At 36.3% G+C, this 22,097-nt stretch carries 19 protein-coding genes; 11 read left to right on the top strand and 8 right to left on the bottom strand.

Annotated elements, in window-relative coordinates; all coding sequences use genetic code 11:
* Nucleotides 1-15: 15 nt before the first annotated feature.
* The gene (gene folK, locus WBM60_RS06200; protein ID WP_424278248.1) at nucleotides 16-1,155 is read right to left on the bottom strand and encodes a 2-amino-4-hydroxy-6-hydroxymethyldihydropteridine diphosphokinase; all 1,140 of its coding nucleotides are present in this window, start codon (nucleotides 1,153-1,155) and stop codon (nucleotides 16-18) included.
* Nucleotides 1,156-1,326: 171 nt separating this feature from the next.
* Between folK and sppA the strand changes: the two genes are divergently transcribed.
* The 3 genes from sppA to WBM60_RS06185 all read left to right on the top strand — a co-directional run bounded on the left by sppA (nucleotide 1,327) and on the right by WBM60_RS06185 (nucleotide 6,684).
* A complete protein-coding gene (gene sppA, locus WBM60_RS06195; protein ID WP_424282863.1) occupies nucleotides 1,327-3,084 on the top strand; it encodes a signal peptide peptidase SppA in 1,758 nt (585 codons plus the stop codon).
* Between the two features lie 4 nt (nucleotides 3,085-3,088).
* Nucleotides 3,089-3,799: a queuosine precursor transporter gene (locus WBM60_RS06190; protein WP_424259474.1), complete on the top strand. Its 711-nt coding sequence runs from the start codon at nucleotides 3,089-3,091 to the stop codon at nucleotides 3,797-3,799.
* Between the two features lie 131 nt (nucleotides 3,800-3,930).
* Complete coding sequence (locus WBM60_RS06185; protein ID WP_424282862.1) at nucleotides 3,931-6,684, top strand: AsmA-like C-terminal region-containing protein; 2,754 nt, start codon at nucleotides 3,931-3,933, stop codon at nucleotides 6,682-6,684.
* Here WBM60_RS06185 and WBM60_RS06180 read toward each other — a convergent pair.
* Nucleotides 6,677-7,471 carry a DUF2797 domain-containing protein gene (locus tag WBM60_RS06180; RefSeq protein ID WP_424259476.1) on the bottom strand — a complete coding sequence of 265 codons (795 nt, stop codon included), beginning with the start codon at nucleotides 7,469-7,471 and terminating at the stop codon, nucleotides 6,677-6,679. The two genes, WBM60_RS06185 and WBM60_RS06180, sit on opposite strands and share 8 nt — an antisense overlap.
* Before the next feature lie 79 nt (nucleotides 7,472-7,550).
* Here WBM60_RS06180 and WBM60_RS06175 point away from each other — a divergent pair, with 79 nt between their 5' ends.
* Together WBM60_RS06175 and WBM60_RS06170 are read left to right on the top strand one after the other, a co-directional pair.
* Nucleotides 7,551-9,065: a GH3 auxin-responsive promoter family protein gene (locus WBM60_RS06175; protein ID WP_424259477.1), complete on the top strand. Its 1,515-nt coding sequence runs from the start codon at nucleotides 7,551-7,553 to the stop codon at nucleotides 9,063-9,065.
* Nucleotides 9,066-9,225: 160 nt separating this feature from the next.
* Nucleotides 9,226-9,792 (top strand): hypothetical protein, encoded by a 567-nt coding sequence (locus tag WBM60_RS06170; RefSeq protein WP_424259478.1) that lies wholly within the window; start codon nucleotides 9,226-9,228, stop codon nucleotides 9,790-9,792.
* On the opposite strand, the gene clpX is transcribed toward WBM60_RS06170, so the two are convergent.
* The 6 genes from clpX to WBM60_RS06140 form a co-directional block, all read right to left on the bottom strand.
* On the bottom strand, nucleotides 9,767-11,002 hold the full coding sequence (gene clpX / locus WBM60_RS06165) for an ATP-dependent Clp protease ATP-binding subunit ClpX (protein WP_424259479.1): 1,236 nt from the start codon (nucleotides 11,000-11,002) through the stop codon (nucleotides 9,767-9,769). The genes WBM60_RS06170 and clpX overlap by 26 nt on opposite strands.
* A gap of 96 nt (nucleotides 11,003-11,098) precedes the next feature.
* Entirely contained in the window at nucleotides 11,099-11,779 is a 681-nt protein-coding gene (clpP, locus tag WBM60_RS06160; protein WP_424259480.1) for an ATP-dependent Clp endopeptidase proteolytic subunit ClpP, read from the bottom strand.
* A gap of 84 nt (nucleotides 11,780-11,863) precedes the next feature.
* The gene (gene tig, locus WBM60_RS06155) at nucleotides 11,864-13,186 is read right to left on the bottom strand and encodes a trigger factor (RefSeq protein ID WP_424282861.1); all 1,323 of its coding nucleotides are present in this window, start codon (nucleotides 13,184-13,186) and stop codon (nucleotides 11,864-11,866) included.
* A gap of 95 nt (nucleotides 13,187-13,281) precedes the next feature.
* Nucleotides 13,282-13,632, bottom strand: coding sequence for a phage holin family protein (locus WBM60_RS06150; protein WP_424282860.1), 351 nt, complete (start codon nucleotides 13,630-13,632; stop codon nucleotides 13,282-13,284).
* A gap of 136 nt (nucleotides 13,633-13,768) precedes the next feature.
* On the bottom strand, nucleotides 13,769-14,539 hold the full coding sequence (locus WBM60_RS06145) for an alpha/beta fold hydrolase (RefSeq protein WP_424259483.1): 771 nt from the start codon (nucleotides 14,537-14,539) through the stop codon (nucleotides 13,769-13,771).
* Entirely contained in the window at nucleotides 14,539-15,252 is a 714-nt protein-coding gene (locus tag WBM60_RS06140; protein WP_424276855.1) for a pyridoxine 5'-phosphate synthase, read from the bottom strand. The genes WBM60_RS06145 and WBM60_RS06140 overlap by 1 nt, the downstream gene beginning before the upstream one ends.
* Nucleotides 15,253-15,345: 93 nt before the next feature.
* Here WBM60_RS06140 and WBM60_RS06135 point away from each other — a divergent pair, with 93 nt between their 5' ends.
* The 6 genes from WBM60_RS06135 (at nucleotide 15,346) to WBM60_RS06110 (ending at nucleotide 22,053) form a co-directional block, all read left to right on the top strand.
* Nucleotides 15,346-16,002 carry a CBS domain-containing protein gene (locus WBM60_RS06135; protein ID WP_424259485.1) on the top strand — a complete coding sequence of 219 codons (657 nt, stop codon included), beginning with the start codon at nucleotides 15,346-15,348 and terminating at the stop codon, nucleotides 16,000-16,002.
* An 87-nt stretch (nucleotides 16,003-16,089) separates the two neighbouring features.
* On the top strand, nucleotides 16,090-16,971 hold the full coding sequence (locus tag WBM60_RS06130) for an NAD kinase (RefSeq protein ID WP_424259486.1): 882 nt from the start codon (nucleotides 16,090-16,092) through the stop codon (nucleotides 16,969-16,971).
* A 114-nt stretch (nucleotides 16,972-17,085) separates the two neighbouring features.
* On the top strand, nucleotides 17,086-17,772 hold the full coding sequence (locus WBM60_RS06125) for a DUF6089 family protein (RefSeq protein ID WP_424259487.1): 687 nt from the start codon (nucleotides 17,086-17,088) through the stop codon (nucleotides 17,770-17,772).
* An 8-nt stretch (nucleotides 17,773-17,780) separates the two neighbouring features.
* On the top strand, nucleotides 17,781-18,521 hold the full coding sequence (locus WBM60_RS06120; RefSeq protein ID WP_424259488.1) for an isoprenyl transferase: 741 nt from the start codon (nucleotides 17,781-17,783) through the stop codon (nucleotides 18,519-18,521).
* 4 nt (nucleotides 18,522-18,525) lie between these two features.
* Nucleotides 18,526-21,132 carry a BamA/OMP85 family outer membrane protein gene (locus WBM60_RS06115; protein WP_424276854.1) on the top strand — a complete coding sequence of 869 codons (2,607 nt, stop codon included), beginning with the start codon at nucleotides 18,526-18,528 and terminating at the stop codon, nucleotides 21,130-21,132.
* Nucleotides 21,133-21,231: 99 nt separating this feature from the next.
* Nucleotides 21,232-22,053, top strand: coding sequence for an OmpH family outer membrane protein (locus WBM60_RS06110; protein ID WP_424259492.1), 822 nt, complete (start codon nucleotides 21,232-21,234; stop codon nucleotides 22,051-22,053).
* Nucleotides 22,054-22,097: the final 44 nt, after the last annotated feature.

Genomic DNA, 22,097 nt, shown 5'->3' with positions numbered 1-22,097 from the left:
TCTTAAATAAAGGCCTTAATCTTTAAGTACCTGCTCCAGAATTTTATCGAGAATTAATTCGTAATCTGCTTTATTATCCACAAAATCAAGATCACCGATATCTATTATCAAACTTTGGCGATGAGGAAAACCCTTTAAAAAATCAAAATAGCCCCGATTAATTTTCTCCAGATATTCTCTATTTATTCCTTGTTCATAATTACGTCCCCTTTTTTTAATATTTTCTAACAAGCGTTCGGTACTCTGGTAAAGGAAGATATAGATATCCGGTTTTTTAACTTCTTTGTACATAAAATTAAACATTTTGCGATAGAGCTTAAATTCTTCTTTTTGAAGGGTTATTTGAGCAAAAATCAGCGATTTGTAGATATCATAATCACTTACCATAAAATTTTTAAAAAGATCAAATTGGGTGGTGTCATCTGTAAACTGCTGGTATCTGTCTGCCAAAAAAGACATTTCCAATGGAAAGGCATACCTGCTTTGATCATTGTAGAACTTGGGCAAAAATGGATTATCCGCGAAACGTTCCAATACGAGTTTGGCATTATGATCGCCAGCTATTTTCCTGGCCAGGGTGGTCTTTCCTGCACCAATATTACCTTCAATTGCCACCAAATGAAGTTGAGATAGGAGTAACTCCCTGCTGGCATATAATTTATAATTGGTTTGAATTAAGTTATTCCTGTCCTTACATTCCTGCAATAAATTTCTGGTATCCTTGCCTAATACAGGGTGATAGAATTGGGGTGCAATATCTGCCAGGGGTTTCAGGACAAATCGTCTCAAATGCATTTGAGGATGCGGTACGGTAAGCTCATCTGTTTTAATTATTTCGGAACCATAATACAACAGATCTATATCAATATTTCTGGATTGATAGCCCTCTTCCGTAACCCGTTTCCTGCCCATTTCCTGCTCAACTTTCAGGATAAAATGTAAAACTTCCACAGCTGTGTATTGAGTTTCAAGAGACAAACATGCATTCATAAAGTCCTCTCCTTCAAATCCCCAGGAAGGACTCTTATAAACTCCGGATATTTCAAGAATTTTTCCCAGCTCTTTTTTTAAAAGTAGGACAGCCCGCTGCAAATTGAAAAGTTTGTTTCCAAGGTTGCTTCCAAGCGAAAGATATATAGTTTTAGCTTCCTTCATATTGTGTAAACAAAGGTAAGCCAGATGATAAATAAATTACAATAAAGGCACCCTATTTATTATGTGCTAATTACTTCTTTAACTTAAGTTGAATTATGATTACCTAAAAAATAACTTAATTACATCATCCTAAGTTTGGTTATCTTTGGTATCTATTAATTAGAGAATTGTATGAAATTTTTAAGAAACCTCCTTGCCGCAATCGTCGGCACTTTGATAGCATTTGGTATCATGTTCTTCATGTTCGTCTTTTTTATAAGTCTTGTTAATACTGAAGAAACCGTAACCGTTAAGAAGAATTCCGTTTTGGAATTACAAATGAAATACCCCATCAATGACTATACGGGGAATAGTGAAGGGGATCCTTTTGACATTCTTTTTGATAAGTCGCAGGGCTTGGATCAAATTCTCCATGCAATAAAAGTGGCCAAAGAGGATGATAATATTAAGGGGATCAGCATTAATAACAATTATATTACTGCTGGAATTTCCACAACTCAGGCCATAAGGAAAGCCTTGTCGGATTTTAAGGAAAGTGGAAAATTTATATATGCCTACGGGGATTATTATCTTCAAAAAGATTACTATCTGGCCAGTGTTGCAGATAGTGTTTTTCTAAACCCTGTTGGTGCAATGGATTTTAAAGGACTTTCTGCAGAAGTCTTATATTTTAAGGAATTGCAGGAAAAGACTGGAGTAAAAATGGAAGTAATAAGGCATGGCAAATACAAGAGTGCGGTTGAGCCTTTTTTATCCAATGAAATGAGTGAGGCCAACAGAACTCAAATCAAGGAACTTATGGGCTCAATTTGGGGTTCAATTGTTTCTGAAATTGCAGTGGATAGATCAATTACTGAGGAAAACATAAATATTATAGCAGATACTCTGGGGGGCAGAAAACCAGAATATGCTAAAGCTTCTGGATTGCTAGATGACATAGTTTATTTCGACGAATATGAAAACCATTTAAAACAGGCCTTAGGTATTGGCAAGGAGGATAAACTCAATTCTATCTCACTGGAAGATTATACAAAGATTTCCCGCAAAAAGAAATTGCACAATGGCAAAGATAAAATAGCGGTCATTTTTGCACAGGGGAATATACTCTATGGAGAAGGAGGCCCAAATGTTATTGGACAGGGAATCATAAATAAGGCGATTATTAAAGCCAGAGATGATAAATCGGTCAAGGCAATTGTTCTGCGCGTAAATTCTCCGGGAGGTAGCGCACTTGTATCAGACATTATTTGGCGCGAAATTGAGAAGGCAAAGGAGAAAAAACCAGTAGTCGTATCAATGGGAGATGTTGCAGCCTCAGGAGGTTACTATATTTCAGCAGGCGCTGATAAAATATTTGCTGAACCCACCACCATTACCGGATCTATTGGGGTCTTTGGTACAATTCCAAACATTAGTGAACTGGCAGGAAATATCGGAATTAATGCGGAACAGGTGGGAACCAATAAGAATTCTGTTGATTATTCTTTGTTTGAACCCATGACTGATGAATTTAGAGGTTTTGTAAAAGAAGGCATTGAAACAACTTACCAGACTTTCCTAAGTAAAGTATCTGAGGGTCGGAATATAACAATCGCCCAGGCAGATAGTCTTGCCCAGGGGAGAGTTTGGAGTGGCACCGAGGCCAAAAAATTAGGACTGGTAGATGAATTGGGAGGTCTTGAAGATGCAATAGAAGCGGCAGCCTTACTGGCCAATGTGGATTCTTACTCCATTAAAAAATATCCGAAGTATAAAACTAGTTTGGAAAGATTTATGGAAGATTTTGGAGGTGCAAGTATTCTTAATAAAGAACATTTGATCCGGGAAGAAATTGGCATTGAATTTTACGAGGTTTATAAGGAAGTCAAGTCCGTAATGGAACAAAAGGGAATTCAGGCGCGCTTGCCGTTTACCTTAACCATTAAATAGCTGAATGACTCCCAAAGGAAGAAAAGAAGCATATCGGATTTATATATACCTGGGGGCACTTTTTATTACTTCCCTGGTGGTTTCCAATTTAATTTTCCAAAAATTCTTTTTTTGGTACCCTTTTGGAGATGTAACTGTTTTTGGAGCACCTTTATTTGAAATATCTGTTGGGGTATTACCTTATCCTATTACCTTTTTAATAACGGACCTTATATCAGAAATATATGGAAGAAAAAAAGCGAATCAGATTGTTACGACTGGTATTTTTGCTTCCTTTTTTTCCATGGGAATCATCCTGGTTTCCAATTTGGTTCCGGCAATTCCTACCTCACCCGTCGGGGATGAAGTTTTTAGTAGTGTTTTCGCATTGTCCCCCTTAGCTGTTCTGGCTTCAATGCTGGCCTATCTCTGTGCACAATATGTGGACATTGCTATCTATCATTTTTGGAAACGTTTGACAAAAGGCAAATATTTATGGCTTCGTAACAATTTTTCTACCTTCTTATCGCAGATTATTGACACCACAACAGTGGTGGGACTTCTTTGCATCTTTGGGGTAATTCCCTGGAAGATGTTTCAGGGGTTGGTTATTAGTGGTGTTATTTTTAAGATTTTTATCGCTTTTCTGGACACCCCTTTTCTTTATTTGTTCGTATATATCTTCCGAAAGCGATTTAATCTGGCCGTGGGTGAAGAAATAGACCTTGATGCCTAGTACAGATTAGTTGAATTGAATCTAAAGTTTGTCCTGTCGATTGACCTGCTTTTTAATTTTTTATCTTTTCGATAAAAGGTATACTAATACTCGCTTTTTTAAGTTTTAATCGGACTGAGCTCCAATATATTATGAAAAATAAAATTTTAAAAATTACCGGTCTGCTTCTGTTACTCGTCTTGGGTGTCCTGATCGCTGTGCCTTTTTTCCTCGAGGCTAAGATTGGCGACCTGATAAAAAACAACGTTAATAAGAACATTAACGCAACTTTGGATTTCTCCGAAGTTAATCTAAGTCTTCTGCGCAGCTTTCCGAAGGCCGAACTTAGAATTCAGGATTTGTATTTGTTAACCAAAGATCCGTTTGAAGGTGACACCCTCTTTAAGTCGAAATCTATCTCCTTAGAAATGGGCATTAAAGAACTATTAAAAGGGCCCGGGGAGCCAATAACTATAAATACCCTGATTCTTGACAAAGCAGTTTTAAAGCTCAAAACAGATAAGCAGCAAAATGCAAATTACGAGATAGCCAAAGAAGGGGGGGCAAAGTCTGAAATTGATACAGAAGCTGGTGGTTTTACTTTTAGTCTTGAGTCATTTCAGTTGATGAATTCTGGAATAATCTATGAAGATTTAAGTTCAGGAGTACTCCTGGAGATGACAGATATTGAACACACGGGCAAAGGAGATCTTTCTTTGGAAATAAGTGAATTAGAAACACAAACCAGTGCTCTTGTATCATTTGAATTAGACAGCACCCGCTATCTCGATAACACAAAGGTTAACCTGGATGCGTTAATAGGCGTTGATCTTAAAACGAATACCTATTCCTTTTTAAAGAACGAGGGCTTTATAAACCAACTTCCTCTGGTGTTTGAGGGATTTGTCAGGAATTTTGAAGAAAAACAGGAAGTGGCCATTAAATTTAAAACTCCCTCATCTGAGTTTGATAATTTTTTAGCAGTTATCCCTGAAATTTATTCCCAAAATATAAAGGATGTCCAAACCACAGGAATTTTCAATATAGCCGGAGAGCTAGCCGGTATTATAGATGATGAACATATCCCGGAATTTAATATTCAGATTGATGCCAGGGATGCTTCCGTTAAGTATCCAGATTTGCCAAAGGCCATAAAGAACATCAATATGGATCTTAGTATTAAAAATACTTCAGGTCTTGCTGAGGATACTTATATTGATATTACGAAGGCATCCTTCGCGATCGAAAATGATCGTTTTGAATTAAGCTCAAAGCTTACAGAATTATTAGGCAATACCAAAGTTCGTTCGCATATAGTATGCAATATGAATCTTGCTAATATTTCTAAGGCATACCCCATGCCCGAGGCGGTAGATTTAAAAGGTCTGCTCAATGCCGATATAAACACCTCTTTTGATATGGAATCCATTGAAAAAAAGCGGTATGAAAATACAGTACTAAACGGTCATTTAAAGGTAAATGAACTAAGATACAATTCTGATAATTTATCTGGTCCTCTTACAATTCATGAGGCAGGTATGGAATTTTCCCCGGCAAGGGTCCTACTCAACAATATGAATGGACAGCTTGGAAAAACGGATTTTAAAATTGACGGAATCATTAAAAACCTGCTGGGTTTTTTGTTTAACAATGAGAAAGTGACAGGTAGTTTTAAAATGAATTCTGACAATTTTGATTTGGGCGATTTTATGTCACAGGAAGATATTGCGAAATCGGGAAGTGATAAATCCGCATTAACGCAGGAAAGCACTAAGCTTAAAACAGAAAAAATTCAAATCCCGGCATTCCTTGATTGCACTGTTGATGCCCGGGCAAATTCAGTGGTTTATGACAACCTAATTTTAAGAAATGTAAAAGGGCAATTAAAAATTGTTGATCAACAGGCAATCCTTTCCAATTTCCAATCGTCCTTATACAATGGAACCCTTAATTTAAATGGGTATACAAGTACAAAAGGCGAAATACCTAGTTTTTCAATGGAACTTGATATGGGCAATTTAAATTTAGAAGAGACCTTTAAATCTGTGGAGCTTTTTAGGGTATTGGCTCCTATGGCTGCCGCTCTGGAAGGGAAACTTAATTCCGTTATAAAAATATCAGGAAACCTGCAGGATGATTTTACTCCAGATCTAAAAACAATTACCGGGAATGTACTTGCTGAAGCATTAGCAGTGAAATTGAATCCTGAAAACGCCAAAATTTTAAACAGCTTAAATTCCCAGCTAAATTTTATTGAAGCGGACAAATTTAATTTAAAGACCTTAAAAACTGCTCTTTCATTCAAAGATGGGATTGTAAATGTTAAACCATTTACAATAAAATATGAGGACATTGCCATTACCGTCGATGGTAGCCATTCATTTGATAAAAAGTTGAATTATAATTTAAATTTTGAGGTCCCCCGAAAGTACTTGGGTAAACAGGTAAATTCACTTATTGCACAGATTGATGAAAAAGAACTGGCCAATTTAACGCTCCCGGTAAAGGCAACTATTGGAGGCTTTTATGACGCACCGGAAATTAATACAGACCTTACAACAGGAATAAAGGACCTAACTTCAAGATTAATAGCTGTGCAAAAGCAAAAATTGATTAATAAGGGTAGTGAGAAAGCAGGAGAATTACTTGGAGGCCTTTTATCGGCAAATGATACTAAAAAGGATTCTTTGAGTGATAAGAGCGCAGAAAATGTAAAATTAAATGATGTATTGGGTGATGTGCTGTCAAACAATACAAAAAACAAGGATACAACCACCACAACTAAGGACTCGTCGGCAAAAGAAGATCCCCTGACTACAACGGCAAAAGGGATTTTAGGTGGAATTTTGGGTGGAAAGAAAAAAAATTCAAATAATTCAAAGAAACAGGAGGATACAATTAACTAATACCGAGAGAAACATACAAACCTTCATTACCCCTAATATTGAACACCGTATTATCCTCAAAAATTAAATATTGTCCCTTTATTCCTTTTAAGACACCCTTAAACTCTCTGGTTTTTTCGAGATTAAGGCTTTTCACTTTTACCGGATATTGCAGAACTGGAAATTCCATATGGGTTTCCTGATTGTTTTCTATATAATATATAGCAGCTTCTTCGGGGATGTATTTGCTTAACTTATTTCGCCATTGAATTAAATCTACGTCTTCAATTGTATTTGTGAGCATTTTACGCCAATTGGTTTTATCGCTGACATGTTCTTTTAAGGCCAGTTCCGTTATACCGGCCAAATAACGATTGGGAACCTCAACAATTTCGATGGCTTCATGTGCACCCTGATCGATCCATCTTGTGGGAATCTGCGATTTCCGTGTAACACCCACCTTTACATTACTGGAATTTGCCAGGTAAACAATATGAGGTTGTAATTGCACCTTTTTTTCATATTCCAAATCCCGGTCTTCTTTGTTTAAATGTGCCACACTAAGTTCTGGTCTCATTATCCAGTCACCCGCGGCAGGAGTTTCAAAAAAACAATTTTGACAATAACCTTGCCTGAAAATTGGCCTGTCTTCATTACAATTCAGGCACTGGTATTTTATAAAATTGAACTGCATTTCTTTGTCCAACACCTGATTGACATTTAAAAAGTCGTCATTAAATATCAAATAATACAGAATGGGTTGCCCCATTTCAGATTGCATCTTACGCAATACACCTTCGTAACCCATGAATGGCGATTTTTGTTAAAAATTCATTTGAAAATACTAACTTTAGCAGTTAGGTTTAAACCGCTAAAGATACCCAAAAATGCCAATACCTTTATTTAATTCCATTGCTTCATGGCTTTTGAAAAAGCGCTATCACCAGATAGAACTTTTTCTTAAGTACCCTGGTGAAGTACAGGAGGAAGTATTGTTTCAATTATTGGGAATAGCTGAAGATACAAAGATTGGCAGGGAGCATGAATTTGATTCAATTAAAAGCTATAAGACTTTTGCTGAACGTATTCCTATTGTTTCCTATGAAGAAATAGAACCTTTGATAGAGCGCACCAGAAGAGGAGAACAAAACATCTTTTGGCCAACTACCATAAAGTGGTTTGCAAAAAGTAGCGGGACAACAAATGCTAAAAGTAAATTTATTCCCGTAAGTGCTGAGGCATTAGAAGATTGCCATTATAAATCAGGGAAGGATTTATTATGCCTCTATTTAAACAATAATGAGAATTCTCAGTTATTTGCAGGTAAAAGTCTTCGCTTAGGAGGTAGCAAGGAGTTATACGAAGATAACGGTACATTTTTTGGGGATCTTTCAGCCATTTTAATAGATAATATGCCATTTTGGGCAGAATTGAGTAGTACACCAAGCAGTAGGGTCTCTCTTATGAGTGAATGGGAAACTAAAATGAATGCTATTATAAAGGAAAGCATACATGAAAATGTCACTAGTTTGGCTGGTGTTCCATCCTGGATGTTAGTTCTGTTAAATCAAGTATTGGAAAAAACAGGTAAGCAGGACTTATTTGAAATATGGGAAAACCTTGAAGTATATTTCCACGGCGGAGTGAATTTTAATCCATATCTGGAACAGTATCATAATCTGCTCCCAAAGAAGAGTTTTAATTATTATGAAATTTACAATGCGTCTGAAGGTTTTTTTGCCATTCAGGACAGGAATAATGCAGATGATTTATTATTAATGCTTGATTATGGGATTTTTTATGAGTTTATTCCTATGGAAACTTATGGAAGCCTGGATCAAAAAGTAATTCCATTATGGGAAGTGGAGGAGCATAAGAATTATGCCATTATAATTACTACCAATTCCGGTCTTTGGCGTTATAAAATAGGGGATACTGTTCGTTTTACTTCTACCAATCCTTACAGGATTAAGATTACAGGAAGGACCAAACACCATATTAACGCTTTTGGAGAAGAACTCATTATAGAAAATGCCGAAGAGGCTCTTAGAAATAGTTGTCAAAAAACCGGCGCTGAAATAATGGATTATACGGCAGCTCCCATTTTTATGTCAGGTAATGAAAAAGGGGCGCATGAATGGATTATTGAATTCAGAAAGGCGCCTGAGGAAATTGAATATTTTACAGAAGTATTGGATAATGCCCTCAAATCTATAAATTCTGACTATGAGGCCAAGAGATATAACAGCATGACTTTAAAAATGCCCAAAGTTCATATGGCCAGAAAAAACCTTTTCTACGACTGGTTAAAGTCTAAAGGAAAATTGGGTGGCCAACATAAGATCCCCCGATTGTCTAATGACAGGGTCTATGTAGACGAATTACTCGAAATGAATAAATAGGAATTACACCTAAACCTACCAGTTCTCACTTCAGACGGTTGTATATAATGCTAGTATATCGATGAAATGCATCCAATGAACAAAAAAATAGTGGAAATGGACAAATAATGATCATTTTGCCGCTCTAAACTTAACCAGCTTATTAATAAACTTTTCTTTTATGGCAGAACGATTGGTTGTTTTATCCGACATGTGGGGCGCTAAAAAGGGCATATGGATTACTTCGTATCTTGGCTATTTGCAACAATATTTTGATATTGTTTTTTATGATATCCGTCAACTTTCCGATATAAATCCTAAAAGTGATACAGTTGAACATGTCGGCGAAGCTCTTAATAATGGAGGCATGAATACGGCATTGGCTCAGCTTCTAAGGAAAGAAAGTGAAGAAAGCCATTACCTCACTTTTTGTGCAGGTGGCACTATTGCCTGGAATGCCGGTTTATCTGGGTTGCCAATAAAATCATTAACGGCAATCTCTCCAATGAATATTCATTTACTAAAAGAACAACCAGACTGTAAGATCAATTTACTTTATGGTGAATATCACGAGGATAAGCCAACACCGGAGTGGTTGTCAGAAATGGATGTGAATATGGAGATTATGCCTAAATTCGGCAGAGAATTATATAGCGACGACAAAGTAATCCAAAAAGTATGTATGGATTTACTAGATGCCTTATTAAAAAATACGATGAGTTTTAAGAAACGGCCTTTAGTTTCTTAATGGTTTCATAAGATAATTTATTCTCTGCATAAGGTTTGGTTACCTTAAATTCTGTTTCATCGCTGCTGGGCATTTCAAACATTGCATCTGTAAAAACAGCTTCGCATAAGGATCTTAATCCTCTTGCTCCTAACTTATATTCAATAGCCTTTTCCACGAGGTAATCCAATGCCTGTTCAGTAATATTAAAACTAATGCCATCCATGGCAAATAATTTTTCATACTGTTTAATAATGGCATTTTTGGGCTCTGTTAATATAGCTCTTAATGTTTTTTCATCCAGAGGATTCATATGCGTTAGTACAGGTAACCTTCCAATTATTTCAGGAATAAGCCCAAATTCTTTTAAATCTCTTGGTATAATATATTGAAGTACATTGGTATTATCTAAACTTTCTTCTTTCTTTGCAGCGCTATAGCCAATGGCCTGCATATTCAATCGTTTGGTTATAATCCGCTCTATTCCATCAAAAGCACCCCCTGCGATAAAAAGAATATTTTCAGTATTCACTTCTATAAATTTTTGATCGGGATGTTTTCTCCCACCTTTTGGTGGTACATTTACCATGGTTCCCTCCAATAATTTTAGTAATCCTTGTTGTACACCTTCTCCGGAAACGTCACGTGTAATAGAAGGATTGTCACTCTTACGAGCTATTTTATCAAGCTCATCAATAAAAACAATACCTCTCTCTGCCTTTTCTAAATTGTAATCCGCTGCCTGCAAAAGGCGGGTTAGGATACTTTCCACATCTTCGCCTACATATCCGGCCTCCGTTAATACGGTAGCGTCCACGATAGCTAGCGGTACATTAAGCATTCTGGCAATAGTTTTAGCCATCAATGTTTTGCCTGTCCCGGTTTGGCCCACCATGACAATATTACTTTTTTGAATCTCTATATCGTCATCTTTGGAATGAGGTTGCAATAGCCTTTTATAGTGATTATAGACCGCTACGGATAATACCCTCTTTGTGCGTTCCTGGCCAATGACGTATGTATCCAGGAAATCTTTTATCTCAATAGGTTTTTTTAAGATAAGTTCTGAAGACAGGTCATCATTCTTAGATTGCTTGGATTCTTCTGCTACTATGCCATGTGCCTGTTCTATACATCTATCACAAATATGAGCGTCCAAACCTGCAATCAAAAGATTGGTCTCAGGTTTTTTTCTTCCACAAAAAGAACATTCCAGATTTTCCTTAGCCATAACTTTAACTAGATTTCTAAACAATAACGAAACAAAAGCAATTTTGGTTCATTAAAATAACTCTATAAGACTATAAATATGGGTATTTCGTCGAAATTAATCCTTATCCCTTTCTAAAATTTCGTCAATCATACCATAATCTTTGGCTTCTTGAGCTTTCATCCAATAATCCCGATCGCTATCTTCAAATACTTTATCAAATTTTTGACCAGAGTGTTTAGATATAATTTGGTATAATTCATCCTTAATTTTAAGGACTTCGATAGCAGCAATCTCAATATCACTTGCTTGCCCCTGGGCTCCGGACATCGGTTGGTGTATCATTACCCGTGAATGTGTCAAACCGCTGCGTTTGCCTTTTTCTCCGGCGCATAGAAGAACTGCAGCCATGGAAGCGGCCATTCCAGTGCAAATAGTAGCCACATCCGGTTTAATAAATTGCATGGTATCATAGATGCCCAGGCCTGCATAAACACTACCTCCCGGAGAGTTAATATAAATCTGAATATCTTTTGATGAATCTGCACTGGCCAGAAAAAGTAATTGCGCCTGGACAATATTGGCTACCTGGTCATTAATTCCTGTTCCTAGAAAAATGATACGGTCCATCATAAGTCGCGAGAAAACGTCCATTGCAATGGCGTTCAATTGCCTTTCCTCAATAATGTTTGGGGTCATGTTAACCGGATACATACTACTAATAATACGCTCATAGTACATGCTATTGATGCCTTGGTCCTTAATGGCATAATTTTGAAATTCTTTTCCGAAATCCATATTTATAATAATATTTTTTTAAAAAAAAAGGTGCCGAAATTACTGCTTTCGGCACCGTAAAGATACTTAATTTATTTTTTAATTTTAACCGTAAACCTCTTTCACGAAATTATCATAAGTAACCTCTTTTTTCTTCAAATTCGCCTTTTCCTTATAAAGGGCAAGTAGTTTTTGACTCATTAGCTGTTCCGATAGTCTTTTTACTTCTTCCTGATTGCCCAAAACTCTGGATGCAATATTGTCCAGTTCTTCTTCTTGTGGATTTAACTGCCCGTATTGTGCCATCTGAGATTTAATAAAACCTTTGGCAAACTCTTTCAATTCATCAAATTGGATTTCAATACCGTTATCCTTAATGATTTTGCCTTCAATTAATTGATAGCGAAGTCCTTTTTCAGACTTCTCATATTCATCATTGGCCTCTTCTTCGGATAGGGATTTTTCCCCTGTGGTCTGAATCCATTTTTTAAGGAATCCGGCTGGAAGATCAAATTTTATAGTTTCAATAAGCCGTTCTGTAACATCATTCAATAGTTTCTGATCTGCCTGTTGTTCAAATTGTTTCTCCGAATCTTCTTTAATTCTTTCTCTGAGATCTTTTTCTGAAGTAATAGCATCTTTGCCAAAAAGTTTATCAAACAATTCCTGATCTAAATCCGCAGACTCCCTCTCATTGATTTCCTCTATGGTAAAACTTACTTCTATATTTAGTTTTTCTACCTTTTCCCTTTGAATTCCTAAAGCTCCGGATAATAAATAGTCTTCTTTAAAAAGGCCTTTGGTTTTCAAAATTACCGTATCACCTGCTTTTTTTCCCAGAAGACTGTCTATGGCTTTTTTACTTTTCACTTTAGACATTTCAAGGTTGGACTTATGATCTATTTCCTCTTCTTCATTTCTAAAAACACCTGTAAGTTCATCGTTCTTCCCAGCTTCAGATTTACTAATCAGTTTGCCGTATTGTTTTCTAATACGCTCAACCTGTTCATCTATCATCTTCTTATCAGCTACAATTTTATAATGAGTAACCGGTTTTTTTGTCTTTAGAGTTACTTCAAAATTAGGAGCAAGGCCCAATTCAAATTCAAAGGAAAAATCTTCTGCCTCCCAATTAAAATTATCCTGGTGTTTTGGTAGTGGATTTCCAAGGACATCTAATTTTTCTTCGGTGAGATATTTATTAAGGTTATCCTGTAAAAGTTTATTTACTTCGTCAACCAAAACGGCTTTACCGTACTGTTTCTTGATTAATCCCATCGGAACCTGACCTTTCCTGAACCCCGGAATATTTGCCTGTTTTTTATAATCCTTAAGAATTTTATCTACCTTGTCACTATAGTCTTCTTTCGTTATAGCTACTTTTACAATAGCATTTAACTCGTCTATCTGCTCTTTCTGAATATTCATTGATATCTCTTATTTGCTTTCTAAAATGGGATGCAAAAATAAGATATTTTATGAACTGGGACAAGTTTTTAAATAGCTGATTATCAAATCTTGAATCAGGAAATTTTATCCTCTTTTAAGAAGGAGAAAAAGAGAGATTCAAGAAAGGTTAATAGAAGACTGAACAATAACGCCCACCAAATAGTATCTACGGTAAACCCGGAGACAAACCTGTCTGCCAGCAATATAATCAGGGCGTTAATAATAAGTAAGAATAAGCCTAATGTTAGTATGGTTATGGGCAAGGTTAGTATGATCAAAACAGGTTTAACAATAAAATTTAGAAGGCCTAATACAATGGCCACTATGATCGCCGTGGTATAGGAGTCTACTCCAACACCAGGCAGGATATTTGCCAGTATTACTACGGCCAGGGCACTTAATAAAATTAGAATAATAAGTTTCATTTGATTAGGTCTTTAGCATTAATAAAAAGAGTGTCAAAATTAATTGGTACCCTTAAAAGTAGTTATTTTTTTTAATATTTATTATCCGGGCCCGCAGAACCCATAGAGTCAAGTCTATGCAGGTTAGCCCCTTTTTTTAAGCATTCAGAAAAACCATAGATTTTTCAATAAACTGTTGCGGGTTTTCGGCATGTAACCAATGCCCTGCATCATCGATTGTTTCAAGCTCGGCTTTCGGAAAATGATGCTTAATTTCAAACAGGTCTTCAGTAGTAATGTACTCTGATCTGCTGCCTCTTAAAAATAAGGTCGGGCCGGCAAAGGATTCTGTATGGCCAAGGGATTCCCCAATTTCTTCCATTTTTTGTGCCAGGACGTCGAGGTTGAAACGAAAGGCTAATTTTCCTTTTTCCTTCCAATAAAGGTTTTTTAATAAAAACTGCCTTATTCCCCAATCATGAATGTGTTTTGCAAGAAGAAAATCCGCCTGACTTCGAGAGGGAATTTCGTCCACTCTTAGGGTTGTTAAGGCATCAATAATATATTGATGATGAGGAGGATAAAATTTTGGAGCAATGTCGGCAACTATTAGTTTATCAACTGAATCCTGATACTTACAAGCAAAGGTCATTGCCGTTTTACCACCCATAGAATGACCCAGGATACAAGCACTTGAAAACTTATAATAGTTAAAATAGTGGTATAAATCCTCGGCAAGAATGGTATAATTAAACTCCTCTGACCAGAAGCTCTTACCATGATTTCGTTGATCTATAAGATGAACTTCATAACCATGTTGTGCATATTGGGTACCCAGCGTTTTCCAATTATCCAACATTCCCAAAAAGCCGTGAAGGATCATTAAAGGTTTACCTTCACCTATGATGTTTGAATGAAGTAATGACATTAGCGTAATTTGTGTAAATACATATTTATAACGTTTTCCAATCCCAGATATAACGATTCGCAGATTAGGGCATGCCCTATAGATACTTCAAGCAGATTAGGGATATTATCTTTAAAATACTTAATATTATTGAGACTTAAATCATGTCCGGCATTAATACCCAGACCTAGTTCATGAGCAGCAATAGCGGCATCAATGAAAGGTTGAATCCCAAGTTTGTTGCCTGCTTCATAGCTCTTTGCATACTCTTCGGTATAGAGCTCAATTCTGTCGGCACCAGTTTTGGCGGCACCGGTAATCATACTTATTTCGGGATCAACAAATATTGAAGTTCGAATATTTTTTTCTTTGAAAATTCCAATGATTTCCTTTAGAAAGTCTTTATGAGTTATAGTGTCCCAGCCGGCATTAGAGGTAATAGCATTAACTGAGTCGGGAACCAGAGTGACCTGAGCGGGTTGAACTTCGAGCACCAAATCAATAAACTTATCAATTGGATTCCCCTCAATATTCAATTCAGTAGTTACTATCTTTTTGAGCTTACGAGCATCCTCATATTTTATATGTCTTTCGTCTGGTCGGGGATGAATAGTGATTCCTTGCGCACCAAATTCTTCTATATCGGCAACTACTTTTAAGAGATTTGGAACATTTCCACCTCGTGAATTTCTTAGAGTAGCTATTTTGTTAACATTAACACTTAGTTTTGTCATTTTGCGATATTTATATTTTCCAGGGATCAAAAATACAAATTAGGCATACCTTTTGATGTTTAAAATTAGTATTTTGCGTAAGATTTTAAGCCCATGCAGATTCAATCTCATATAATTGATACAATTCCAGTTTTTAATTTGGAGGGAACGCTTAATGAGGTTATTCATTTTTTTAAGCATACCACCTATTCACATGTGGCTATAGTTGAGAATAATATTTTTTTAGGGGTCTTATCGGAAAATGATCTTGAAACCTTTGAGAGTGAGAAAAAAATTGAAGACTACAAATATAATCTTGAGTCCTTTTTTGCATTAAAAAGTACTTCATGGCTCGATGTTCTTGAACAATTTGCAAGGAATGAATGTAATTTGTTGCCGGTGTTGGATGACGAAAAAAAGGTAATAGGTTATTATGACCTTAATGATATTGTTGGTGTTTTTATAGATACGCCATTCTTTACAGAACCGGGGGGAATACTCGTAGTAGCAAAAGGTATAAAAGACTATTCTTTCAGTGAAATATCTCAGATAGTTGAAAGTAATAATACCAAGTTACTCGGAGCATTTATTACTGATATTCGAAATGATATTATTCAGATTACAATAAAAATTAGTACCGGTAATTTTAGTGAAGTGGTCCAAACCTTCCGGCGATACAATTACAATATTCTCTTTGGTAATAAGGATGATCAGTTTATTGAGAATTTAAAAGAAAGATCAGATTATCTCGACAAATACCTTAATGTTTAAATTCTATGCGGGGAAGTGTTCTGAAAAAAATGATTTCACCCTCATTGGCGTAAGTAATAGTAGGCTAATTTCGTAAACCATCCTAATATGAAAATTGCAATATATGGTCAGAGCTACGAGAGTGAGGCCTTAGATTGTGTTTTGGAGTTATTGGATGAATGCAAGAATGTTGGCGCTGAAGTATATATTGAATTGGATTTCTACACGCAATTATCCGTTTCAAGACAAATAGCAAATTACAGGACTTTCGATCGCAAAACCGGTTTGGATCCGACTTTTGAAATGTTCGTGAGCTTTGGAGGGGATGGAACTATTTTAAGAGCTATTACGTATATCCGCGATTTGGGGATTCCTATAGTTGGAGTAAATACAGGAAGACTTGGTTTTCTATCCACTTTAAAAAAAGAAGAAGTCAGAAGAGTAGTTACCGAATTTGCTTCCGGGGCTTATTCCATAGTCGAGCGCAGTTTGGTAGAAGTATCTGCCGATTTTGATATTCCTGAATTCAGGGATATGAATTACGCGTTGAACGAAGTATCTGTAAGCAGGAAGGATACTACTTCAATGATAACCGTGGAAACACATCTTAATAATGAATATTTAACTTCTTATTGGGCAGATGGCCTTATAGTAGCAACACCAACTGGATCTACAGGCTATTCTTTGAGTTGTGGAGGCCCCGTTATAATGCCGGGAGTACAATCTCTTGTAATTACCCCAATTGCCCCCCATAACTTAAATGCAAGACCCTTAGTGATCTCTGACGACACCATCATTAGATTAAAAGTATCGGGGCGCGAGGTGAATCATCTTGTTTCTTTAGATTCCCGAATTGCCACCATCGAAAATGGTCAAGAAATAATCGTTAAAAAGGCTCCATTTACTATAAAAATGATTACCTATACTTCCGAGAGCTTTTTGGAAACCATTAGAAACAAATTGCTGTGGGGCCAGGATAAGCGGAATTAGATACTTCCTTAAAACAATAAAAAACGGCAAATACTGTTTATCAAAAGTAAATAGGGGTATATGATAATAGTTGTAAAATACTATATTAATTATATTTGCAAACTTTTGAATTTAATGAGAGCGTTTATTGTTGTTATTCTTTTACTCGGATTTGGCTTGATAAATGCCCAAACTTATGAAATTGGAGTTTATGCGGGGGGTACCAATAATATTGGAGATGTTGGCAGAACAAACTATATAGCACCTTCGGGTCCGGCGATTGGGGGTATTTTTAAATGGAATAAAAGTAAACGTTATGCTTGGAGAGCCAGCGTGATTTATGGAAAGTTTACTGCCGATGATACAAAATCAAGTATTTCTTCCAGACGCCAAAGGGCCTATAAAATGGATAATTCTGTGATAGAGGCATCCGCAGGATTGGAATTTAATTTTGTAGATTACAATTTGCATAAATTGGGACCTGCGTTTACCCCGTATTTGTATACGGGTATTACCTATTTCAGATATGAGTATAAATATTTTGATGCCGGGCAGGTGCAGGATTTAGATCAAAAAGATGGTTCTTTTGCCATTCCAATGACTGCGGGCATGAAGATAAGGTTGTCACAGTTTTTGATTTTAGGTGCGGAAATAGGGGCACGCTTGACTTTTACTGACAATTTAGATGGCAGTAATCCGGAAGGATCTAATTTTGAGCAGTTTAAATTTGGAAATATTTTTAGTGATGATTGGTATGTTTTCTCAGGAATTACATTAACTTATACCTTTGGTAGAAAACCATGTTCCGATTGTTTTGAGTAACACTTATTATGGACACTATTGATGATATAAAAAACGGGAAACTTCCGAAGCATCTGGCTATTATAATGGATGGTAATGGCAGATGGGCTAAACAAAAGGGACGACTACGTGTTTTTGGTCATGAGCATGGTGTTAAAGCAGTACGCGATGTAGCTGTAAACTGTTCAAAGATTGGAATTAAGTACCTTACTCTATATGCCTTTTCTACAGAAAACTGGAAACGACCTAAAATAGAAGTTGATACCTTAATGAAATTATTGGTATCCTCTTTAAAAAAAGAACTTCCTACTCTGAACGAGAATGATATAAAACTAAATGCCATTGGCAATATTGAATCTCTTCCGGCCAGGGCACTTGCAGAACTTAAAGAAGTAATGGCCAAGACTAGTCAGAATTCAACAATGACCCTGACTCTTGCGCTAAGCTATGGTTCAAGAGAAGAGATTAAAAATGCGATTCAAAGCATTAGTGCCAAAGTTAAAAATAATATAATTTCTCCCGAAAATATTGATGAAACCATTATTAATAACCATCTTTACACGCGAAATTTACCAGACGTAGACTTGCTAATCCGAACCAGTGGTGAACACAGGATTAGCAATTTTTTACTTTGGCAGATAGCGTATGCTGAACTATATTTTACCGATGTATTTTGGCCCGATTTTAAAGAGCATCATTTGTTAGAGGCTATAAAGAATTACCAGCACAGAGAACGAAGATTTGGAAAAACTAGCGAACAACTCAACTAGCGATATGAAGAAGTTCATATCACTTGAACTTCTTATTTTATTTTTACTACTCCTTTTTACTACTTTCAGTTCTGCTCAGGAAACTTCGTATGGAAATGGCAAAAAGTATATACTCGGGGGAATTGAAGTTAAAGGCTTGCAAAGTTATAATGAGCAGACTGTCAAAACATTTACCGGACTTAGGGATGGCCAGCCGATTACGGTTCCAGGTGATCAAATTAGTGCGGTAATTAAAAAGCTATGGGATCTTGAATTGTTTAGCGATATTAATTTTTATATCTCAAATATTGAAGGGGATAAGGTTTTCCTGGAACTTGATATAGTGGAAAGACCAACCTTATCTAAGGTAACGGTTTATGGGATTAAGAAGAAAAAAATTGATGAAATAATTAAAGAAACAGACCTTAAAAAAGGAAAAAAGGTAACAGAGAGTTTTATTTCAAATACCAGAAACTATATTGAGAATAAATATAAAAAGGATGGTTATTTAAATGCCAAGGTTACAATTGCTACCGCCGTGGACACATCAGACACCAATGCGGAAAGCATGGTGGTTAATATAAAGACAGGAGATAAAGTTAAGATTAAAAATATTACTATTGACGGGAATAAAATGCTCTCGGACAAGCAGCTTCGAAAAGCACTGAAGAATACCAAAAAACAGCAATTCGGCAGGGTTTGGAAAAAATCGAAATATATTGAAGCTGACTATCAGGAAGATCTTGCAGCAATGGTCGACAAATATGCAGAGAAAGGTTACAGGGATGCCAGAGTTATCACAGATTCTATTACCATAGTTAATGCCAAGAAAATAAATATAGATATAAAAGTTGAGGAAGGGAATAAATATTATTTTGGGAAAATAGATTTTATTGGGAATTCAGTTTATACTGATGCTCAGCTAAATAAGGTTTTGGGAATTAAAAAAGGAGACACATACAACGGTGTACTCCTGAGAGAGCGTATTGCGGATGATTCTAAACCTGATGCTGAAGATATCACAAACCTCTATCAAAATAATGGTTATTTGTTCTCACAAATAAATCCGGTTGAAGTATCTGCTCAGAACGATACCATAAATTTTGAGATAAGGATTATTGAAGGGAAAGAGACTTTTTTAAATCACGTACTTGTTGAAGGGAATGACAAAACCAATGATCATGTTATTTATAGAGAATTAAGAACTCGTCCCGGGCAGAAATACAGTAAAGACAACATTGTTCGTAGTGTAAGGGAATTGGGGCAACTAGGCTTTTTTGATGCCGAACAAATAAAACCGGATATTTTAAACCCGGATCCCAATGCCGGGACGGTTGATTTGAAGTACAGCCTTGTGGAATCCGGATCGAGTCAGATAGAGTTACAAGGAGGTTATGGAGGCGGCGGATTTATTGGTACCCTTGGATTGTCTTTTAATAACTTTTCTATAAAAAATATTTTTAATGGTAAGGCTTATAAACCTGTTCCTATGGGAGATGGGCAAACATTTGCATTGCGTTTGCAAGCCAGCAGAACTTTTAGGGTTTATAGTCTTAATTTTTCAGAACCATGGCTTGGTGGCAAAAAGCCGGTAAGGTTTAATATGTCATTTTCCAGGACACAGCAATTCTTGGCATCTTTTGACAACTCAGGAAGGATTCAGGTAAATAAAGATCAGCAATTTTCCATAACGGGCGTTTCCGTTGGACTGGCAAAAAGATTACAATGGCCAGATGATTTTTTTACAATATCTCATGCATTGGGTTATCAATTATATGATTTTCAGAATTACAATTCCGGCCTCTTTAGATTTGGTAATGGGACGTCTAATTCCCTTGCCTATACTTTAGGAATATCCAGGAGTTCGGCAGGACCTGGAAGAATATTTCCATTAGCAGGGTCTATTTTTGAAGTGACCGCCAAGTTAACACCCCCATATTCTCTTTTTAGCGATAAAGACTATAAAGGTTTGCAGGAAAGAAGTAATGAGCTTAGTGAGATAAATCAACAACGTCCTTTGACCCCGGATGAAATATCGGAACAGGAGTCAATAGAACAGGAGAGATTTAAGTGGTTAGAGTATTTCAAAATTAAATTTAAGGGAGATTGGTATACGCAAATAGTAGGGAAATTAGTACTGCGCACAAATATTGAGTTTGGTTTTCTGGCAAGTTATAACAGCGATGTGGGAACAGTACCATTCGAACGATTCTTCATGGGAGGAGATGGTCTTGGGGGTAATTTTACATTAGATGGTAGAGAGACCATTCAATTAAGGGGTTATGAGAATAATTCCATTACGCCAATAAATCCTGTTACCGGGCAACAGGAAGGTGGAATCATATTTAATAAGTATTCCTTGGAACTTCGATATCCATTAACATTAAAGCCCTCTGCATCTATTTATGCCTTAACTTTTTTAGAAGCTGGAAATAATTTCAACAATTTTCAGGAATATAATCCGTTTCTCTTAAAACGATCGGCCGGAGTGGGTGTCCGGATATTTATGCCGGCTTTTGGTCTATTGGGAATTGACTTTGGTTATGGTTTTGATGAAGATGGCCGTCCACAGTCTGCAGGCGCTGGTCCAAGCGGATGGCAAACGCACTTTATTATAGGACAACAGTTCTAATCTAGGAATTTTCCAATAACGCTTTAAGTTAATCCACTCATTTTAAAATAATTAGTAATTTTGGCACGATATTTTCTATGTAATAAAATGAATTAAATGATGAAGACAAAAGTTCTTTTAGTAGCGGTAGGTTTATTGCTTTGGTCTAACACATTTTCACAAAGGGGTGTAAGAATAGGTTATGTAGACATGGAGTATATTCTAGAAAATGTTGAAGAATACCGAGATGCAAGCGAGCAATTGGAAAACAAAGTGCAACGATGGAAAATAGAAATTGACCAGAAGCAAAGCGAAGTCGATCAAATGAAGAAGGATTTGATGGCAGAAAAAGTGTTGTTGACAAATGAACTTATCCTTGAACGGGAGGAAGAAATTCAAATTCTGGAAAAGGAAATGATTGAATACCAGCAAAACCGATTCGGGCCTAATGGTGATTTGGTTCTGCAAAAGGAAAGGTTAATTCAGCCTATACAGGATCAGGTTTTTAATGAAGTACAAAAAATTGGATCAAATAAAAAATACGATTTTATTTTTGATAAATCGGCGGATGTTGTAATGTTGTACTCCCAAAAAAGACACGACATAAGTGAATTAGTGCTGAGAGGAATAGCGAGGACCAGGAAGGTAAGTGCGCCGAAGGCGAAGGCCAAAAGCCAGTTAGAAACCTTTGAAGGTGAACCGGAAGAAGAGGAAATTAGTGATGCCCTCCTCGAGAGACAAGCAATGGCAAAACAAGCGGAAGAAACAAGAATCAAAACTGCCGAGGAACGTAGGGAAGAGCAACTTAGAATAAGAGAAGAGCGAAAAAAGGCGTATGAAGAAAGAAGAAAGAAATTATTAGAGGAGCGGGAGGCAAAGAAGAAAGAAAAAGTAGAAGAAAGAAAAGAAGTAATTGAAAAGAAAGAAGACACTATAAACTAAAACTCAAAATCAAATTAAATTAACACTCAAAAAGTAAATTCAAA

Origin of the sequence: Eudoraea sp. (assembly GCF_049669105.1) — a bacterium.
Lineage (GTDB): Bacteria > Bacteroidota > Bacteroidia > Flavobacteriales > Flavobacteriaceae > Eudoraea.
The sequence above is the reverse complement of the archived record's forward strand: the minus strand, read 5'-3'. Positions and strand labels throughout refer to the sequence as shown.

Excerpts from the sequence above, each read along its gene's own strand:
- clpP (WP_424259480.1), bottom strand. The coding sequence starts at position 11,779 with ATGGATTTCGGAAAAGAATTTCAAAATTATGCCATTAAGGACCAAGGC.
- WBM60_RS06185 (WP_424282862.1), top strand. The coding sequence starts at position 3,931 with ATGAAAAATAAAATTTTAAAAATTACCGGTCTGCTTCTGTTACTCGTC.
- WBM60_RS06190 (WP_424259474.1), top strand. The coding sequence starts at position 3,089 with ATGACTCCCAAAGGAAGAAAAGAAGCATATCGGATTTATATATACCTG.
- clpX (WP_424259479.1), bottom strand. The coding sequence starts at position 11,002 with ATGGCTAAGGAAAATCTGGAATGTTCTTTTTGTGGAAGAAAAAAACCT.
- WBM60_RS06120 (WP_424259488.1), top strand. The coding sequence starts at position 17,781 with ATGGACACTATTGATGATATAAAAAACGGGAAACTTCCGAAGCATCTG.
- WBM60_RS06180 (WP_424259476.1), bottom strand. The coding sequence starts at position 7,471 with ATGGGTTACGAAGGTGTATTGCGTAAGATGCAATCTGAAATGGGGCAA.
- WBM60_RS06125 (WP_424259487.1), top strand. The coding sequence starts at position 17,086 with ATGAGAGCGTTTATTGTTGTTATTCTTTTACTCGGATTTGGCTTGATA.
- WBM60_RS06145 (WP_424259483.1), bottom strand. The coding sequence starts at position 14,539 with ATGTCATTACTTCATTCAAACATCATAGGTGAAGGTAAACCTTTAATG.
- WBM60_RS06110 (WP_424259492.1), top strand. The coding sequence starts at position 21,232 with ATGAAGACAAAAGTTCTTTTAGTAGCGGTAGGTTTATTGCTTTGGTCT.
- WBM60_RS06140 (WP_424276855.1), bottom strand. The coding sequence starts at position 15,252 with ATGACAAAACTAAGTGTTAATGTTAACAAAATAGCTACTCTAAGAAAT.
- WBM60_RS06170 (WP_424259478.1), top strand. The coding sequence starts at position 9,226 with ATGGCAGAACGATTGGTTGTTTTATCCGACATGTGGGGCGCTAAAAAG.
- WBM60_RS06115 (WP_424276854.1), top strand. The coding sequence starts at position 18,526 with ATGAAGAAGTTCATATCACTTGAACTTCTTATTTTATTTTTACTACTC.
- WBM60_RS06135 (WP_424259485.1), top strand. The coding sequence starts at position 15,346 with ATGCAGATTCAATCTCATATAATTGATACAATTCCAGTTTTTAATTTG.
- WBM60_RS06150 (WP_424282860.1), bottom strand. The coding sequence starts at position 13,632 with ATGAAACTTATTATTCTAATTTTATTAAGTGCCCTGGCCGTAGTAATA.
- sppA (WP_424282863.1), top strand. The coding sequence starts at position 1,327 with ATGAAATTTTTAAGAAACCTCCTTGCCGCAATCGTCGGCACTTTGATA.
- WBM60_RS06175 (WP_424259477.1), top strand. The coding sequence starts at position 7,551 with ATGCCAATACCTTTATTTAATTCCATTGCTTCATGGCTTTTGAAAAAG.
- WBM60_RS06130 (WP_424259486.1), top strand. The coding sequence starts at position 16,090 with ATGAAAATTGCAATATATGGTCAGAGCTACGAGAGTGAGGCCTTAGAT.
- tig (WP_424282861.1), bottom strand. The coding sequence starts at position 13,186 with ATGAATATTCAGAAAGAGCAGATAGACGAGTTAAATGCTATTGTAAAA.
- folK (WP_424278248.1), bottom strand. The coding sequence starts at position 1,155 with ATGAAGGAAGCTAAAACTATATATCTTTCGCTTGGAAGCAACCTTGGA.